Below are 13,439 nucleotides of genomic sequence, written 5' to 3'. Positions count from 1 at the left end.
GCCACGGCCTCAAGCAGCGTGCGGTCAGTTCTTCATCCGGAATTCGGCGCTCTTCGCGTGCGCCTGCAGCCCCTCGCCGTACGCGAGCTCGGATGCGATCTCGCCGAGCGTCTGCGCACCTTCCGCGCTGACCTCGATCACGCTCGAGCGCTTGATGAAGTCGTACACGCCGAGCGGCGACGAGAAGCGCGCGGTGCGCGACGTCGGCAGCACGTGGTTCGGGCCCGCGCAGTAGTCGCCGAGGCTCTCGCTCGTGTAGCGGCCGAGGAAGATCGCGCCCGCATGGCGGATCTGCTGGCCCCATTGCTGCGGCTCCAGCGCGGAAATTTCCAGGTGCTCGGGCGCGATGTCGTTCGCGATCCGGCAGGCTTCGGCCATGTCGCGCACCTTGATCAGCGCGCCACGGCCTTCGAGCGACGCGCGGATCACGTCCTGGCGCGGCATCGACGGCAGCAGCTCGTCGATCGCCTTTGCGACGCGCTCGAGGAACGCGCCGTCCGGGCACAGCAGGATCGATTGCGCGAGTTCGTCGTGCTCGGCCTGCGAGAACAGATCCATCGCGACCCAGTTCGGGTCGGTCGTGCCGTCGCACAGCACGAGGATTTCCGACGGCCCGGCGATCATGTCGATGCCGACCGTGCCGAACACGCGGCGCTTCGCCGACGCGACGTACGCATTTCCGGGGCCGCAGATCTTGTCGACGGCCGGCACCGTCGCCGTGCCGTAGGCGAGCGCGCCGACCGCCTGCGCACCGCCGATCGTGAACACGCGATCGACGCCGCCGAGCAGCGCCGCGGCGAGCACGAGGTCGTTCTTCACGCCGTCCGGGGTCGGCACGACCATCACGATCTCGCCGACGCCCGCGACGCGCGCGGGAATCGCGTTCATCAGCACCGACGACGGATACGCGGCCTTGCCGCCCGGCACGTACAGGCCGACGCGGTCGAGCGGCGTGATCTTCTGGCCGAGCACCGTGCCATCACTTTCCGTGTATTGCCAGCTGTGCGTGCCGCACTCGATCTTCTGCTTCTCGTGGTACGCACGCACCCGCGCGGCAGCGGCTTCCAGCGCCGCGCGCGCCTTCGGCGCGAGGCCGTCGAGCGCCGTCTGCAGCGCGTCCTGCGGCAGCTCCAGCGCGGCGACGCTCGTCGCGCTCAGCCGGTCGAAGCGGTTCGTGTACTCGAGCACCGCGGCGTCGCCGCGCGACTTCACGTCGGCGAGGATCTGCGCGACCGATTGCTCGATCGCCGCGTCTTCGCTCGCCTCGAATGCGAGCAGCGCGCGCAGCTCGGCGCCGAAGCCTTCGCTCGTCGAATCGAGCTTGCGGATGGTGATGGACATGGGAGTTCCGTTACGGTGATGCGCTCAACCGCCATTCTGCGACGCGCGTTCGAACGCGTCGAGGATCGGCTTGAGCGCCGTGCGCTTCAACTTCAGCGCAGCCTGGTTCACGACGAGGCGCGACGAGATCGCCATGATCTCCTCGACCTCGACCAGATTGTTCGCCTTCAGCGTGCCGCCCGAGCTGACGAGGTCGACGATCGCGTCGGCCAGCCCGACCAGCGGCGCCAGTTCCATCGAGCCGTATAGCTTGATCAGGTCGACGTGCACGCCCTTCGCGGCAAAGTGCTCACGGGCGGTTTCGACGTACTTCGTCGCGACGCGCAGGCGCGCGCCCTGGCGCACGGCGCTCGCATAGTCGAAACCGGCCGACACGGCCACCGACATCCGGCAGCGCGCAATGTTCAGATCGATCGGCTGGTACAGGCCCGAGCCGCCGTGCTCGACCAGCACGTCCTTGCCGGCCACGCCGAAATCGGCCGCGCCGTATTCGACATAGGTCGGCACGTCGCTCGCGCGCACGATGATCACGCGCAGCTCGGGGTTCGTCGTCGGCAGGATCAGCTTGCGCGACGTTTCAGGATCCTCGGTCACCTGCACGCCGGCCGCGGCCAGCAGCGGCAGGGTTTCCTCGAAAATCCGGCCCTTCGACAGGGCAAGGGTCAGCGGCGCGGTCATGCTTGGCTCCCGGAAAGGCGGCGCACGTTCGCGCCGACGGCGGTCAGTTTGGCTTCCATGCGGTCGTAGCCGCGGTCCAGGTGATAGATGCGGTCGACCAGCGTTTCGCCGTCGGCACGCAGCCCGGCGATCACGAGGCTCGCCGACGCGCGCAGGTCGGTCGCCATCACGTTCGCGCCCGACAGCTTCTCGACTCCCGTCACGAGCGCGGTGTTGCCGTCGATCGTGATGTTCGCGCCGAGCCGGTTCAGCTCCTGCACGTGCATGAAACGGTTCTCGAAAATGGTTTCGACGACTTGCGCGGTGCCCGTCGCGACCGTATTGAGGGCCATGAACTGCGCCTGCATGTCGGTCGGGAACGCCGGATATTCCGACGTGCGGATCGTCACCGCCGACGGGCGGCGGTCCATCTTCACGCGCAGCCAGCTGTCGCCTTCCTCGATCGACACGCCGGCTTCGCGCAGCTTGTCGATCACCGCGTCGAGAATGTGCGGGCGCACGCCCGTCAGCATCAAGTCACCGCCGGCCGCCGCGACCGCGCACAGGAACGTGCCGGCCTCGATGCGGTCGGGGATCACCGAATGGCGCGCGCCGTGCAGCCGCTCGACGCCCTGGATCACGAGGCGATCGGTGCCGATGCCGTCGATTTTCGCGCCCATCGCGACCAGCAAGTGTGCGAGATCGCTCACTTCCGGCTCGCGCGCGGCATTTTCGATCACGGTCTCGCCGTCGGCGAGCGTCGCGGCCATCAGCAGGTTTTCCGTGCCCGTCACCGTGATCATGTCGGTCACGATGCGCGCGCCCTTCAGGCGCTTCGCGCGGGCTTCGATGAAGCCGTGCTCGATGCTGATCTCGGCGCCCATCGCCTGCAGGCCCTTGATGTGCTGGTCGACCGGACGCGCGCCGATCGCGCAGCCGCCCGGCAGCGACACCTTTGCCTCGCCGAAGCGCGCGAGCAGCGGCCCGAGCACGAGGATCGACGCGCGCATCGTCTTCACGAGCTCGTACGGCGCGACGAGGTTGTCGACGCGCGACGCGTCGAGCTGCACGCGGCAGCCGTCCGTCTCGCTCTTCACGCCCATCTGGTTCAGCACCTTCAGCGTGGTCCGCACGTCCTTGAGATTCGGCACGTTGTCGAGATCGACCGGGTCACCGGTGAGCAGCCCCGCGCACAGGATCGGCAGCGCGGCATTCTTCGCGCCCGACACGACGATCTCGCCCGACAGGCGGTGGCCGCCTTCGATCACGAGCTTGTCCATCCCATGGCCATGCGCTTCCCCGTTGGCGGCCGGGTGTGCCGTGGCGACGCTCTGGACGGCGTCGCGCTCGTTGACGGTGACTTGCACTCAGTGATTTCCGTTTATGCGTTCTGCCATTCGGCGGGCGTCAGCGTCTTCATGCTGAGCGCGTGAATTTCCTGTTTCATGCGGTCGCCGAGCGCCGCATAGACGAGCTGGTGCCGCTGGATCGGCCGCTTGCCTTCGAAGGCCGCCGACACGATCGTCGCGAAGAAATGCTGGCCGTCGCCTTCGACTTCCAGATGCGTGCAGGCGAGACCGCCGGCGATGTATTGCTTGACCTGTTCGGGAGTCGGCAACATGGTGTAAGGCTCCTGTCGGCGCGCGCCGCCCGGATGGCGGCCGCTGCCTGTCGATATCAATGACGCAGTTTGTAGCCGGTCGCGAGCAGCCGCATCGCGATCAGCGCGAGCAGCACGAAGAAACCGGTGACGATCGCGAGGCTCGCGATCGGGTTGATGTCGGACGCGCCGAAGAACCCGAAACGGAAGCCGTCGATCATGTAGAAAAACGGATTGAGACGCGAGATCTCGCGCCACACGGGCGGCAGCGAGTGCGTCGAATAGAACACGCCGGACAGGAACGTCAGCGGCATGATCAGGAAGTTCTGGAACGCGGCGAGCTGGTCGAACTTCTCGGCCCAGATCCCGGCGATCAGGCCGAGCGTGCCGAGGATTGCCGAGCCGAGCAGCGCGAACGCAATGATGAACAGCGGCGCCGCGAAATGCATCGGGATAAACCAGATCGTCACGACGAACACACCCGCGCCGACCGCGAGGCCGCGCACCACGGACGCGAGCACGTACGCGCCGAAGATGTCGCGGTACGACAGCGGCGGCAGCAGCATGAACACGAGGTTGCCGGTGATCTTCGACTGGATCAGCGACGACGAGCTGTTCGCGAACGCGTTCTGCAGCACGCTCATCATCACGAGGCCCGGCACGAGAAAGCTCACGTACTCGACGCCCGGATAGACTTCGACGCGGCCCGACAGCGCGTGGCCGAAGATCGTCAGATACAGCAGCGCCGTGACGATCGGTGCGCACACCGTCTGGAACGACACTTTCCAGAAACGCAGCAGTTCCTTGTAGAACAGCGTTTGAAACCCGCTTCCCGACACTCGCCGGGCCGCCCCAAGAGTGGCGGGCGCCCCCTCGGGGGGCAGCGAACGCAGTTCGCGTGGGGGTTGTTGATTCATGCCAGACCCTCGATGACCTCGGCCCCGTTCATCACCTGGACGAACACATCCTCGAGGTCGGCCTTGCGGACCTCGATCTCGTCGAACGTGCAGCCCGCCGCGCGGCACTGCGCGAGGATCCGCTCGACATCGTCATAGCTCGTGAGGCGCAGCAGGTGCTCGCCCGGCGCGCGGGCGGCCGGGTCGGACTCCAGCCCGCGCAGCTCGGACGGCAGCGCGCCGGTCGCGAGGCGCAGGTAGAGCTGCAGCCCCGCGAAGCGGCGCAGCAGCGCATCGGTGCGGTCGAGCGCGACCACTTCGCCACGGCGCAGCATCGCGATGCGGTCGCACAGCGACTCGGCTTCCTCGAGGTAATGGGTGGTCAGCACGATCGTGTGGCCTTCGCGGTTCAGGCGCGAGATGAATTTCCACAGCGTTTGGCGCAATTCGACGTCGACGCCGGCGGTCGGTTCGTCGAGCACGATCACGGGCGGCCGGTGCACGAGCGCCTGCGCGACCAGCACGCGGCGCTTCATCCCGCCCGATAGCGCGCGCATGTTCGCGTCGGCCTTCTCGGTGAGGTCGAGATTGGCCATCACTTCGTCGATCCAGTCGTCGTTGCGGCGCAGCCCGAAATAGCCGGACTGGATCCGCAGCGTCTCGCGGACGGTGAAGAACGGATCGAACACGAGTTCCTGCGGCACGACGCCGAGTGCACGGCGCGCGCCACGGAAGTCCTTGACGACGTCGTGACCGCGCACCGAGATACTGCCTTCGTCGGCCCGGGCGAGCCCGGCGAGGATACTGATGAGCGTGGTCTTGCCTGCGCCATTGGGGCCGAGCAGACCGAAAAACTCGCCTTCCTCGACCGACAGGCTGACGCCCTTGAGCGCCTGAAGCGACTTGTAGCGCTTCTTGACGTGACGGATTTCTATGGCTGACATGACTGTGCGCGACGCCAGGGCCGCGACGCCTATTCTGTGCTTGCTGCGTATGAAAATGGGGGCCGGACGCCGATTGGCTGCCCCGCAAAACGCTTGATTATAGGGCAAACCGGCTGGGGGAGCCGGTGCCGGAGGCACGCGGCCTGAAGCTTGCGCGCGCCGGGCGGCGCGGCAGGCTCCGGTCGGACAGGGTCAATGTCGCCCGGTGCCGTCGATGAGCGCGTCGACGCCGTACGCGCGCGCGAGGCTGGCGAGCTTCGGGGGGAGATTGTGGATGTCGAGGGTCGCGCCGCGCGACTTGGCGGCACGTTGCCATGCGAGCAGTACGGCGAGCGCGGACGAATCGAACTGCGTCAGCGCCGCGCAATCGACGGCGGTCGCGCCCGCGCCGATGCGCGCAAGACCGTCCGCGAGCGCGGACTTCGCGCTCGCGACGGTCAGCGAGGAGCCGGCTTCGAAGCCGCTCACGACGCTTGCTTGCCGGCGGCAAGTTGCTGGTTGCGCTGCGTGAGGAACTGGATCAGGCCTTCCACGCCGCTTTGCTGGATCTTCTCGTTGAACTGCTGCTGGTACGTCTGGATCAGCCACGCGCCGAGCACGTTCAGGTCATACACCTTCCAGCCGTTGGCCGTCTTGTACAGGCGGTAGTCGATCTGGACCGGCTGGCCGTTGTTCATCGCGACCGTCTTGACCACGACATCGGTATCGGCCGGATCGGCGCGGAACGGCGGGTACTGGATCTGCTGGTCCGGCTTCAGCTGCGCCAGCGCGCCCGAGTACGTGCGGATCAGCAGCAGCTTGAACTGCTCCTGAACCTGCTGCTGCTGCTCGGCCGTCGCCGTGCGCCAGTTGCGGCCCATCGCGAGCTGCGTGGTGCGGCGGAAATCGGTGTACGGCAGGATGTCCTTGTTGACGATCGTAATGATGCGGTTGGTGTCGCCCTGCTTGATCGTCTGCTGCTTGACTTCGTCGAGCACCTGCTGCGTCGCCGTCTTGATCAGCGCCTGCGGGTTCGACTGGTCGACTTGCGCGTGGGCTGCGCTGCCGAACGAGAACAGCGCCGCGAAAACGGGGATCAGGAACAGTTTTTTCATCATAGTGGCCTGCATGAATGAGTCGATGCGAAGGTTGGAGCAGGTAGCTTACGCGCAAGTTCGCATACGCTACCGACTGAATCGTTTCCGGCTGTAACGAATGTAAATCCGTCAGTGCAGCCGGATGCTCGGGAACCGGAACCCGCCCGGCGACGGCGGCGCCACCTGCATCGCCGGCACGTTCGTCTCGCTGGCCGGGTTCGGCGATTCGGCCGTGCCCGAAGCCGGCGCGGCCACCGCCGCGCCCGATGCGCCTGCCGGCGCCGTTGCACCGCCCACCGCCGCGGCGCCCGCGGCACCAGCCGCGCCAGCTGCCGCCGGTGCCGCGCCGTCTTCCGGCAGGTCGTACTTCGGCAGCGCATCGTTGCTCGACGTCGCGGCCGCCTCGCCGCGCGCGTTGCTGATCAGCATCTGGCGGCGCTGCAGGTATGCGTTACGGACGAACGAATACTTGTCGAGCGCCGCGGCATCCAGCACGTCGCCCGCGCCGAGCAGGTTCGAGCGCGTGTTGACGAGGTTCACGCCGAACAGGCCCCAGCTCAGGCCATCCGGTTTCACGTACGTGAGCGGGTTGCCGACGTAGTCGACGCCCAGGCCGGCCGTGTCGCGCAGCGTGCTCGGGCCGAGTAGCGGCAGCACGAGATACGGGCCCGACGGCATGCCGTAGCGGCCCATCGTGATCCCGAAGTCGGCCGTGTGCTTCGGCAGCTTCGCGATCGTCGCGACGTCGAACAGGCCGCCGACGCCGAACACCGTGTTGATCACGACGCGCATGATGTCGCCGACGCCGTCGGCAATGCGCAGCTGCACGATGTTGTTCGCCGCGATGTAGACGTCACCGATGTTCGAGAAGAAGTTCGTCACGCTGTCGCGCACCGGCTGCGGCACCACGTACTGGTAGCCCTTCGCGACCGGCTTCAGCGCATACGTGTCGACCGTGTCGTTGAACTTGTACATCGACCGGTTGAAGCCTTCGAGCGGATCGCCCTTGGTCGGCGTCTGCACGGTCGCGCAGCCGCTCAACGCGGCGACTGCCGCTACCGCCAGCGCGGCCTGCCTGATGCGGATCGTCTGCATGGTCATTCCCTCTTGTTTTCTCTCGTGTGGTTATTGGCCGGCCGAACCGGACACCGCCGACGCCGGCACCGCCACCGGTGCGGGCGCGGCGGGCGCGGCGGCCGATGCGCCGGCGGCCGGCTTCGCACCGCCCGCATCGGCGGCCTTGCTGTACAGGAACTGGCCGATCAGGTTCTCGAGCACGATCGCCGATTGCGTCATCGTGATCGTATCGCCCGACTTCAGCATTTCGGTGTCACCGCCCGGATCCAGGCCGATATATTGCTCGCCGAGCAGGCCCGACGTCAGGATCTTCGCCGACGAATCCTTCGGGAACTGATACTGGCCGTCGACATCGATCGTGACCAGTGCCTGGTACGTGTTCGTGTCGAAGCCGATCGACTTCACGCGGCCGACCACGACGCCCGCGCTCTTCACCGCCGCGCGCGGCTTCAGCCCGCCGATATTGTCGAATTTCATCCTCACCGAATAGGTCGGCTGAAACGACAGCGAGCTCATGTTGCCGACCTTGAGCGCCAGGAACAGCACCGCAAGGAAGCCCACCACCACGAACAGGCCGACCCAGAAGTCGAGAGCAGTCTTTTTCATCGTCATCCCAAAATTTGGCTTGGCTGAGGCTTAGCTGAACATCAGCGCGGTCAGCAGGAAATCGAGGCCGAGTACGGCGAGCGACGCGAACACGACCGTCTTGGTGGTCGCGCGCGACACGCCCTCGGGCGTGGGCTTCGCTTCATACCCTTGATACAGCGCAATGAAGGTCACGGCGAATCCGAACACGATGCTCTTGATCACGCCGTTGCCGACGTCGGCCCAGACCTGCACGCCGCCCTGCATCTGCGACCAGAACGCGCCCGGATCGACGCCGATCAGCACGACGCCGACGAAGTAACCGCCGAGCACGCCGACCGCGTTGAAGATCGCCGCCAGCAGCGGCATCGCGATGATGCCCGCCCACATGCGCGGCGCGATCACGTTCTTGATCGGGTCCACCGCCATCATCTCGAGCGCGGTGAGCTGTTCGCCGGCTTTCATCAGGCCGATCTCGGCCGTGAGCGACGTGCCTGCACGCCCCGCGAACAGCAGCGCGGTGACGACCGGCCCGAGCTCACGCACGAGCGACAGCGCGACCAGCAGGCCGAGCGCCTGCTCGGAACCGTAGCGGTTCAGCGTGTAATAGCCCTGCAGGCCGAGCACGAAGCCGACGAACAGCCCCGACACGGCAATGATCACGAACGAATAGTTGCCGAGGAAGTGGATCTGCTTCGTGACCAGCCGCGGCCGGCGCAGCAGCGGGAAGAATTCCAGCACGAGGCGCACGAACAGCCGCGTGCCGTAGCCCGCGCGTTCGAGGCCGCCGATGACGTAACGTCCGATCGCGCTGATCATGCGCGCCCTCCGCCGAGGCCGAAATCCGCTGCGAGCGGCGGGCTCGTGTAATGAAATTTGAACGGGCCGTCCGGCGCGCCGTCGATGAACTGCCGCACGCTCGGATCGGTCGACGCGCGCAGCTCGTCGGGCGTGCCCTGCGCGAGCACGCCGCCGTTGGCCAGGAAATACACGTAGTCGGCGATCGCGAACGATTCCGGCACGTCGTGCGTGACGAGGATCGACGTGGCGCCCAGCGCCTGGTTCAGCGTGCGGATCAGGTTCGCGGTGATGCCGAGCGAGATCGGATCGAGGCCCGCGAACGGCTCGTCGTACATGATGAGCTGCGGATCGAGCGCGATCGCGCGTGCCAGCGCGATGCGGCGCGCCATCCCGCCCGACACCTCGGACGGCATCAGGTCGCGCGCGCCGCGCAGCCCGACCGCGTTGAGCTTCATCAGCACGAGGTCGCGGATCAGGTCTTCGGGCAGGTCGGTGTGCTCGCGCAGCGCGAACGCGACGTTCTCGAACACCGACATGTCGGTGAACAGCGCGCCGAACTGGAACAGCATGCCCATCTTGCGGCGCAGCGCGTACAGGCCGTCGCGCGTTTGCGCGCCGACATCGGCGCCGTCGAACAGCACCTGGCCGCGGCGCGCGCGCACGAGGCCGCCGATCAGGCGCAGCACGGTCGTCTTGCCGCAACCCGACCCGCCCATGACCGCAACCACCTGCCCACGCCCGAAGCGCAGGTTCAGGTTGGACAGGACGAGGCGGTCGCCGTAGCCGAAGTCGACGTCGCGAAGTTCCAGCAGTGTCTCGGTAGGAGTGGGGCTCACGGAGCTGACAGTCCTTTTACGCAGAACGCCGAATTATAGGGCCTGCATTGGAATGATGTCGTGAAGCCGTTTCGGGCCCTGCGGTCAACGATTGTCAAATTGTCCGGGAAAGCATTGCTGCATCGCAGCAATGGCAGCCCGATAGTCGGTCGCGCCGGTCACCGCACTGACCACCGCGACACTGCCGACGCCCGTTGCCAGCACGCCGGGCAGCGCGTCGAGCCCCACCCCGCCGATCGCGACGAGCGGCGCGCGAGCGTCAGCGAAGCGCGCATAGCGGGTGATCCGCGCGAGGCCCTGTGGCGGCGCAGCAACGGCCTTGGTCGCGGTCGCGTACACGGGGCCGAGCGCGAGGTAGCTCGGGCGCTCGTGCAATGCCCGCAACATTTCGTAATAACCATGGCTCGAAAGTCCGAGCCGCAGGCCCGCGCGCGCGATCGCGGCCAGATCGGCCGTCTCGAGGTCTTCCTGACCCAGATGAACGCCGTACGCCCCCTCTTCTGCGGCCATCTGCCAGTGATCGTTGATGAACACACGCGCATCGGGATAGCGGCGCCCGGCCGCGACCGCGCGGGCGATTTCCCGCCGCATCACGTCCGGCGTCGCGCCTTTCACACGCAGTTGCACGGTTCGCACGCCGCAATCGAGCACGCGCTCGACCCATTCGGCGTCCGGCACGACCGGATACAGGCCGAGTTGCGCGGGACACGGCGCGAACGCGGGTTCGGGCGCGGCCGGCAGCCCGGCGACCCGCGGAAACCGCGCGGCGTCGACCGGCCACGCATCGGCGGCGCGCGTTTCGTCGCCGTCGCGCCAGGCCAGCGCCAGCACCAGCGCGTCGATCGGCGCAAAGCCGCAATCGAGGAACGCCGCGAGCGCGGCGATCCAGTCGTCCCCGAGCGGATGCGCGGCGTCGAGCGCGTAACGCGCGCCCGCCGTGTGAAACACCGCGCCCTGCTCGTCGAATTCGATCGCGACGGCGCCCGGCGCCGCAGGCCGCGACGCGGCCGACACGCGCGCCTGCGCGGCGCGGTCGCCGGCCGAGACGATCAGCACGTCGCCATCGGCCGGCACATCGGGCACCGCGACGCAGAGCCGCCACGGCGCAGCGCCGCGCGGCCAGTCGCCGAGCCGCGCGCGAATCCGTTCGGCCGCTTCGGCCAGTTCGTCGGCCGGCGGCCAGAATGCATCGGCGAAACGCGCGCTCATGCGGCGCCTCCGTCCTGGTGCCAGAACGGCATCCCGACGACCGGCGTGCTCGCATGCGCGGTCTCGCGCGCATCCATCGGCCCGGCGAGATACGCGGCACGGCCGGCCTCGACGCCCTGCGCAAACGCGCGCGCCATGATCTCGGGATGCGTGGCCTGCGACACGGCCGTGTTCAGCAACACGCCGTCGAAGCCCCACTCCATCACCTGGCACGCATGCGACGGCACCCCGAGCCCCGCGTCGACGATCAGCGGCACGTCCGGCAGCCGCTCGCGCAGCACGCGCAGGCCGTACGGGTTCACGACGCCCTTGCCCGTGCCGATCGGCGCGCCCCACGGCATCAGCGCCTCGCAGCCGACATCGAGCAGGCGCCGGCCGATCACCAGATCCTCGGTGCAGTACGGCAGCACCTTGAAGCCGTCCTTGACCAGTTGCGCGGCCGCTTCGATCAGGCCGACCGGGTCGGGCTGCAGCGTGTAGTCGTCGCCGATCAGTTCGAGCTTGATCCAGTCGGTGCCGAAGACCTCGCGCGCCATGTGTGCGGTCGTCACGGCTTCGGCGACGGTCTGGCAGCCGGCCGTGTTCGGCAGCAGCGGCACCGCGTGGCGCTTGAGCAGGTCGAAGAAGCCGGCTTCGGCCGTGCCGCCGGTCATCTGGCGGCGCAGCGCGACCGTCACCATCCCGGGACGCGACGCGGCGATCGAATCGGACAGCGACTGCAGCGACGGATAGCGCGACGTGCCGAGCAACACGCGGCTTGCGAAGGTTTCGCCGTACAGCGTCAGCGCGTCGGCGGAGGTGAGGGACGTCATGTCGTTTTCCTGAAAGAGCGGGGACGAAGCGTGAACAACGCGGCGGCGCTCAGCCGCCCGCGACCGGGTGCACGACGTCGAGCTTGTCGCCCGCCGCGAGTGCGCGCGCCGCATGCTGCGTGCGCGCGACGAAGTTGCCGTTCAGCGCGACCGCGTACGGCGGACGCGCGCCGTACGCGGCGAGCGCGTCGGCCACCGTTGCGCCGTCGGGCAACGTCAGGTTCTGTTGGTTGATCTGGATGTCCATGGGGCTTCGTCGAATTCGGTCGGCAGCGCGCGTCAGGCCGGCTGACGCGCGTCGTTGCGGTGATGAAGGAGCGTCGGCCAGCGCTCGGCGTCGCGCCACGCGGCGAACGCATCGGCATCGCCGAACGCGCCGCCGAGCGCGGCTTCGGCGAACGCGACCGCCGCGTGCGCGACTTCCGGCGCGATCATGAAGCCGTGCCGGTACAGGCCGTTGACGGCGAGCGTCGACGCGCCGTCCCAGATCACCGCCGGGCGATGATCGGGCAGCGTCGGCCGGCATTGCGCATTGAGTTCGAGAATGCGCGCCTCGCCGAACGCCGGATGCACGGAGAACGCCGCGCTCAGCAGTTCGAGCGCGGAGCGCACGCTGACGGGCGACATGTCCTCCCCCTCCACCTCGGTCGCGCCGATCACATAGAGATCGTCCTGCTTCGGCGCGATGTACAGCGGGTAGCGCGGATGCAGCAGCCGCACGGGCCGGGTGAGCCCGATGCCGGGCGCGCGCACGCGCGCGACTTCGCCGCGGATGCCGCGCAACGCGGGCAGCGCGGGTTTCGCGCCGAGCCCGCGGCAATCGATCGTGAAGTGCGCGGCGGGCAGGTTCGCCTCGTCGATCGTGACGTGCCAGTGCAGGTCGACACCGCGCTCGACGAGGCCGGCCGCGAGCGCGCGCAGCGCCTGGCGATTGTCGAGCTGGCCTTCGTTCGGCAGCAGCAGGCCGCGCGCGAAGCGGCCCGCGAGCACGGGCTCGGCCGCGTCGACCTGCGCGCCGGCGAGCGTCACGAAACCGCGGTCGAACAGGTCGGCCGGCGCGTTCGCGCGCACGCGCCGCTCGAACAGCGGCGCCTCCGCGCGATCGGCGTGATGCCAGACGACGAGCGTGCCGTGCTGCTGGAAGAAGACGGGTTCGGGCAGTTCCGCGAGCCACTGCGGCCAGCGCGCGAGCGACGCGGCGCCCAGCTCGGTGATCAGCAGCTCCGCGCTCGCGGCTTCCGCGAGCGGCGCGAGCATCGCGGCCGCGATCCACGCGGCCGACTGCTCGCCGTCCGGGCCGCCGCGCTCGTAAAGCGCGACGCGATGCCCGTCGCCCGCGAGTCGCCAGGCGATCAGCCGGCCGACGAGGCCGCCGCCGAGCACCGCGAAATCGGGTCGGGAATCCCGGGCGTTCATCGCGCGCCCTCCGCGCGAGCACGCACGACGAGCGTCGACGCGCACGCGCCGCCGCATGCGAACGCACGCGGCATCGGGCCGGAAACCATGCAAAAGACTGAAGATTGTGCGGTCATCATTCCTTCCGTAACGCGCAAAGCGCGTACCCAAAAGGACGAAACCGGCAGCAAAGGCCGGCCGGGCGGGACA

At 68.1% G+C, this 13,439-nt stretch carries 16 protein-coding genes; all 16 read right to left on the bottom strand.

Translation table 11 applies throughout. From position 1 onward, the window contains the following. Positions 1-24: 24 nt before the first annotated feature. The 16 genes from hisD to CFB43_RS01850 all read right to left on the bottom strand — a co-directional run bounded on the left by hisD (position 25) and on the right by CFB43_RS01850 (position 13,250). A complete protein-coding gene (gene hisD / locus CFB43_RS01925) occupies positions 25-1,341 on the bottom strand; it encodes a histidinol dehydrogenase (protein WP_089424335.1) in 1,317 nt (438 codons plus the stop codon). Between the two features lie 24 nt (positions 1,342-1,365). Beyond that, positions 1,366-2,019: an ATP phosphoribosyltransferase gene (gene hisG, locus CFB43_RS01920; protein WP_089493973.1), complete on the bottom strand. Its 654-nt coding sequence runs from the start codon at positions 2,017-2,019 to the stop codon at positions 1,366-1,368. Then, positions 2,016-3,365 carry a UDP-N-acetylglucosamine 1-carboxyvinyltransferase gene (murA, locus tag CFB43_RS01915; protein WP_089493972.1) on the bottom strand — a complete coding sequence of 450 codons (1,350 nt, stop codon included), beginning with the start codon at positions 3,363-3,365 and terminating at the stop codon, positions 2,016-2,018. The genes hisG and murA overlap by 4 nt, the downstream gene beginning before the upstream one ends. A gap of 14 nt (positions 3,366-3,379) precedes the next feature. Continuing rightward, positions 3,380-3,619 carry a BolA family protein gene (locus CFB43_RS01910; RefSeq protein ID WP_006477131.1) on the bottom strand — a complete coding sequence of 80 codons (240 nt, stop codon included), beginning with the start codon at positions 3,617-3,619 and terminating at the stop codon, positions 3,380-3,382. A 56-nt stretch (positions 3,620-3,675) separates the two neighbouring features. Continuing rightward, positions 3,676-4,515 (bottom strand): ABC transporter permease, encoded by an 840-nt coding sequence (locus CFB43_RS01905; RefSeq protein ID WP_256989898.1) that lies wholly within the window; start codon positions 4,513-4,515, stop codon positions 3,676-3,678. Then, entirely contained in the window at positions 4,512-5,438 is a 927-nt protein-coding gene (locus CFB43_RS01900) for an ABC transporter ATP-binding protein (RefSeq protein ID WP_059522281.1), read from the bottom strand. Before CFB43_RS01900 ends, CFB43_RS01905 begins: the two co-directional genes overlap by 4 nt. 192 nt (positions 5,439-5,630) lie before the next feature. Next, a complete protein-coding gene (locus CFB43_RS01895; protein ID WP_089493970.1) occupies positions 5,631-5,906 on the bottom strand; it encodes an STAS domain-containing protein in 276 nt (91 codons plus the stop codon). Then, the gene (locus CFB43_RS01890) at positions 5,903-6,532 is read right to left on the bottom strand and encodes an MlaC/ttg2D family ABC transporter substrate-binding protein (protein WP_050013177.1); all 630 of its coding nucleotides are present in this window, start codon (positions 6,530-6,532) and stop codon (positions 5,903-5,905) included. The genes CFB43_RS01895 and CFB43_RS01890 overlap by 4 nt, the downstream gene beginning before the upstream one ends. Before the next feature lie 111 nt (positions 6,533-6,643). Beyond that, a complete protein-coding gene (locus CFB43_RS01885) occupies positions 6,644-7,609 on the bottom strand; it encodes an MlaA family lipoprotein (RefSeq protein ID WP_046546273.1) in 966 nt (321 codons plus the stop codon). Positions 7,610-7,639: 30 nt separating this feature from the next. After that, positions 7,640-8,203 (bottom strand): outer membrane lipid asymmetry maintenance protein MlaD, encoded by a 564-nt coding sequence (gene mlaD, locus CFB43_RS01880; protein ID WP_089439068.1) that lies wholly within the window; start codon positions 8,201-8,203, stop codon positions 7,640-7,642. 24 nt (positions 8,204-8,227) lie between these two features. Next, positions 8,228-8,995 (bottom strand): lipid asymmetry maintenance ABC transporter permease subunit MlaE, encoded by a 768-nt coding sequence (gene mlaE / locus CFB43_RS01875; protein ID WP_006486220.1) that lies wholly within the window; start codon positions 8,993-8,995, stop codon positions 8,228-8,230. Continuing rightward, complete coding sequence (locus CFB43_RS01870) at positions 8,992-9,813, bottom strand: ABC transporter ATP-binding protein (protein WP_006477138.1); 822 nt, start codon at positions 9,811-9,813, stop codon at positions 8,992-8,994. The genes mlaE and CFB43_RS01870 overlap by 4 nt, the downstream gene beginning before the upstream one ends. An 84-nt stretch (positions 9,814-9,897) precedes the next feature. Next, positions 9,898-11,022: a thiamine phosphate synthase gene (gene thiE, locus CFB43_RS01865; RefSeq protein ID WP_089493969.1), complete on the bottom strand. Its 1,125-nt coding sequence runs from the start codon at positions 11,020-11,022 to the stop codon at positions 9,898-9,900. Further along, positions 11,019-11,834 carry a thiazole synthase gene (locus CFB43_RS01860; protein ID WP_089455465.1) on the bottom strand — a complete coding sequence of 272 codons (816 nt, stop codon included), beginning with the start codon at positions 11,832-11,834 and terminating at the stop codon, positions 11,019-11,021. Before CFB43_RS01860 ends, thiE begins: the two co-directional genes overlap by 4 nt. A gap of 49 nt (positions 11,835-11,883) precedes the next feature. Beyond that, complete coding sequence (gene thiS, locus CFB43_RS01855; RefSeq protein ID WP_011350713.1) at positions 11,884-12,081, bottom strand: sulfur carrier protein ThiS; 198 nt, start codon at positions 12,079-12,081, stop codon at positions 11,884-11,886. Between the two features lie 32 nt (positions 12,082-12,113). Continuing rightward, the gene (locus CFB43_RS01850) at positions 12,114-13,250 is read right to left on the bottom strand and encodes an FAD-dependent oxidoreductase (protein ID WP_089493968.1); all 1,137 of its coding nucleotides are present in this window, start codon (positions 13,248-13,250) and stop codon (positions 12,114-12,116) included. Positions 13,251-13,439: the final 189 nt, after the last annotated feature.

The sequence above is a fragment of the Burkholderia sp. AU15512 genome, from assembly GCF_002223325.1.
In the GTDB taxonomy this organism is placed as follows: domain Bacteria; phylum Pseudomonadota; class Gammaproteobacteria; order Burkholderiales; family Burkholderiaceae; genus Burkholderia.
The sequence above is the reverse complement of the archived record's forward strand: the minus strand, read 5'-3'. Positions and strand labels throughout refer to the sequence as shown.

What these genes read in the sequence shown, in the direction of transcription:
- hisD (WP_089424335.1), bottom strand. Translation starts at nt 1,341, where the DNA reads ATGTCCATCACCATCCGCAAGCTCGATTCGACGAGCGAAGGCTTCGGC.
- hisG (WP_089493973.1), bottom strand. Translation starts at nt 2,019, where the DNA reads ATGACCGCGCCGCTGACCCTTGCCCTGTCGAAGGGCCGGATTTTCGAG.
- CFB43_RS01910 (WP_006477131.1), bottom strand. Translation starts at nt 3,619, where the DNA reads ATGTTGCCGACTCCCGAACAGGTCAAGCAATACATCGCCGGCGGTCTC.
- CFB43_RS01905 (WP_256989898.1), bottom strand. Translation starts at nt 4,515, where the DNA reads ATGAATCAACAACCCCCACGCGAACTGCGTTCGCTGCCCCCCGAGGGG.
- CFB43_RS01900 (WP_059522281.1), bottom strand. Translation starts at nt 5,438, where the DNA reads ATGTCAGCCATAGAAATCCGTCACGTCAAGAAGCGCTACAAGTCGCTT.
- CFB43_RS01890 (WP_050013177.1), bottom strand. Translation starts at nt 6,532, where the DNA reads ATGAAAAAACTGTTCCTGATCCCCGTTTTCGCGGCGCTGTTCTCGTTC.
- CFB43_RS01885 (WP_046546273.1), bottom strand. Translation starts at nt 7,609, where the DNA reads ATGCAGACGATCCGCATCAGGCAGGCCGCGCTGGCGGTAGCGGCAGTC.
- mlaD (WP_089439068.1), bottom strand. Translation starts at nt 8,203, where the DNA reads ATGACGATGAAAAAGACTGCTCTCGACTTCTGGGTCGGCCTGTTCGTG.
- mlaE (WP_006486220.1), bottom strand. Translation starts at nt 8,995, where the DNA reads ATGATCAGCGCGATCGGACGTTACGTCATCGGCGGCCTCGAACGCGCG.
- thiE (WP_089493969.1), bottom strand. Translation starts at nt 11,022, where the DNA reads ATGAGCGCGCGTTTCGCCGATGCATTCTGGCCGCCGGCCGACGAACTG.
- CFB43_RS01860 (WP_089455465.1), bottom strand. Translation starts at nt 11,834, where the DNA reads ATGACGTCCCTCACCTCCGCCGACGCGCTGACGCTGTACGGCGAAACC.
- thiS (WP_011350713.1), bottom strand. Translation starts at nt 12,081, where the DNA reads ATGGACATCCAGATCAACCAACAGAACCTGACGTTGCCCGACGGCGCA.
- CFB43_RS01850 (WP_089493968.1), bottom strand. Translation starts at nt 13,250, where the DNA reads ATGAACGCCCGGGATTCCCGACCCGATTTCGCGGTGCTCGGCGGCGGC.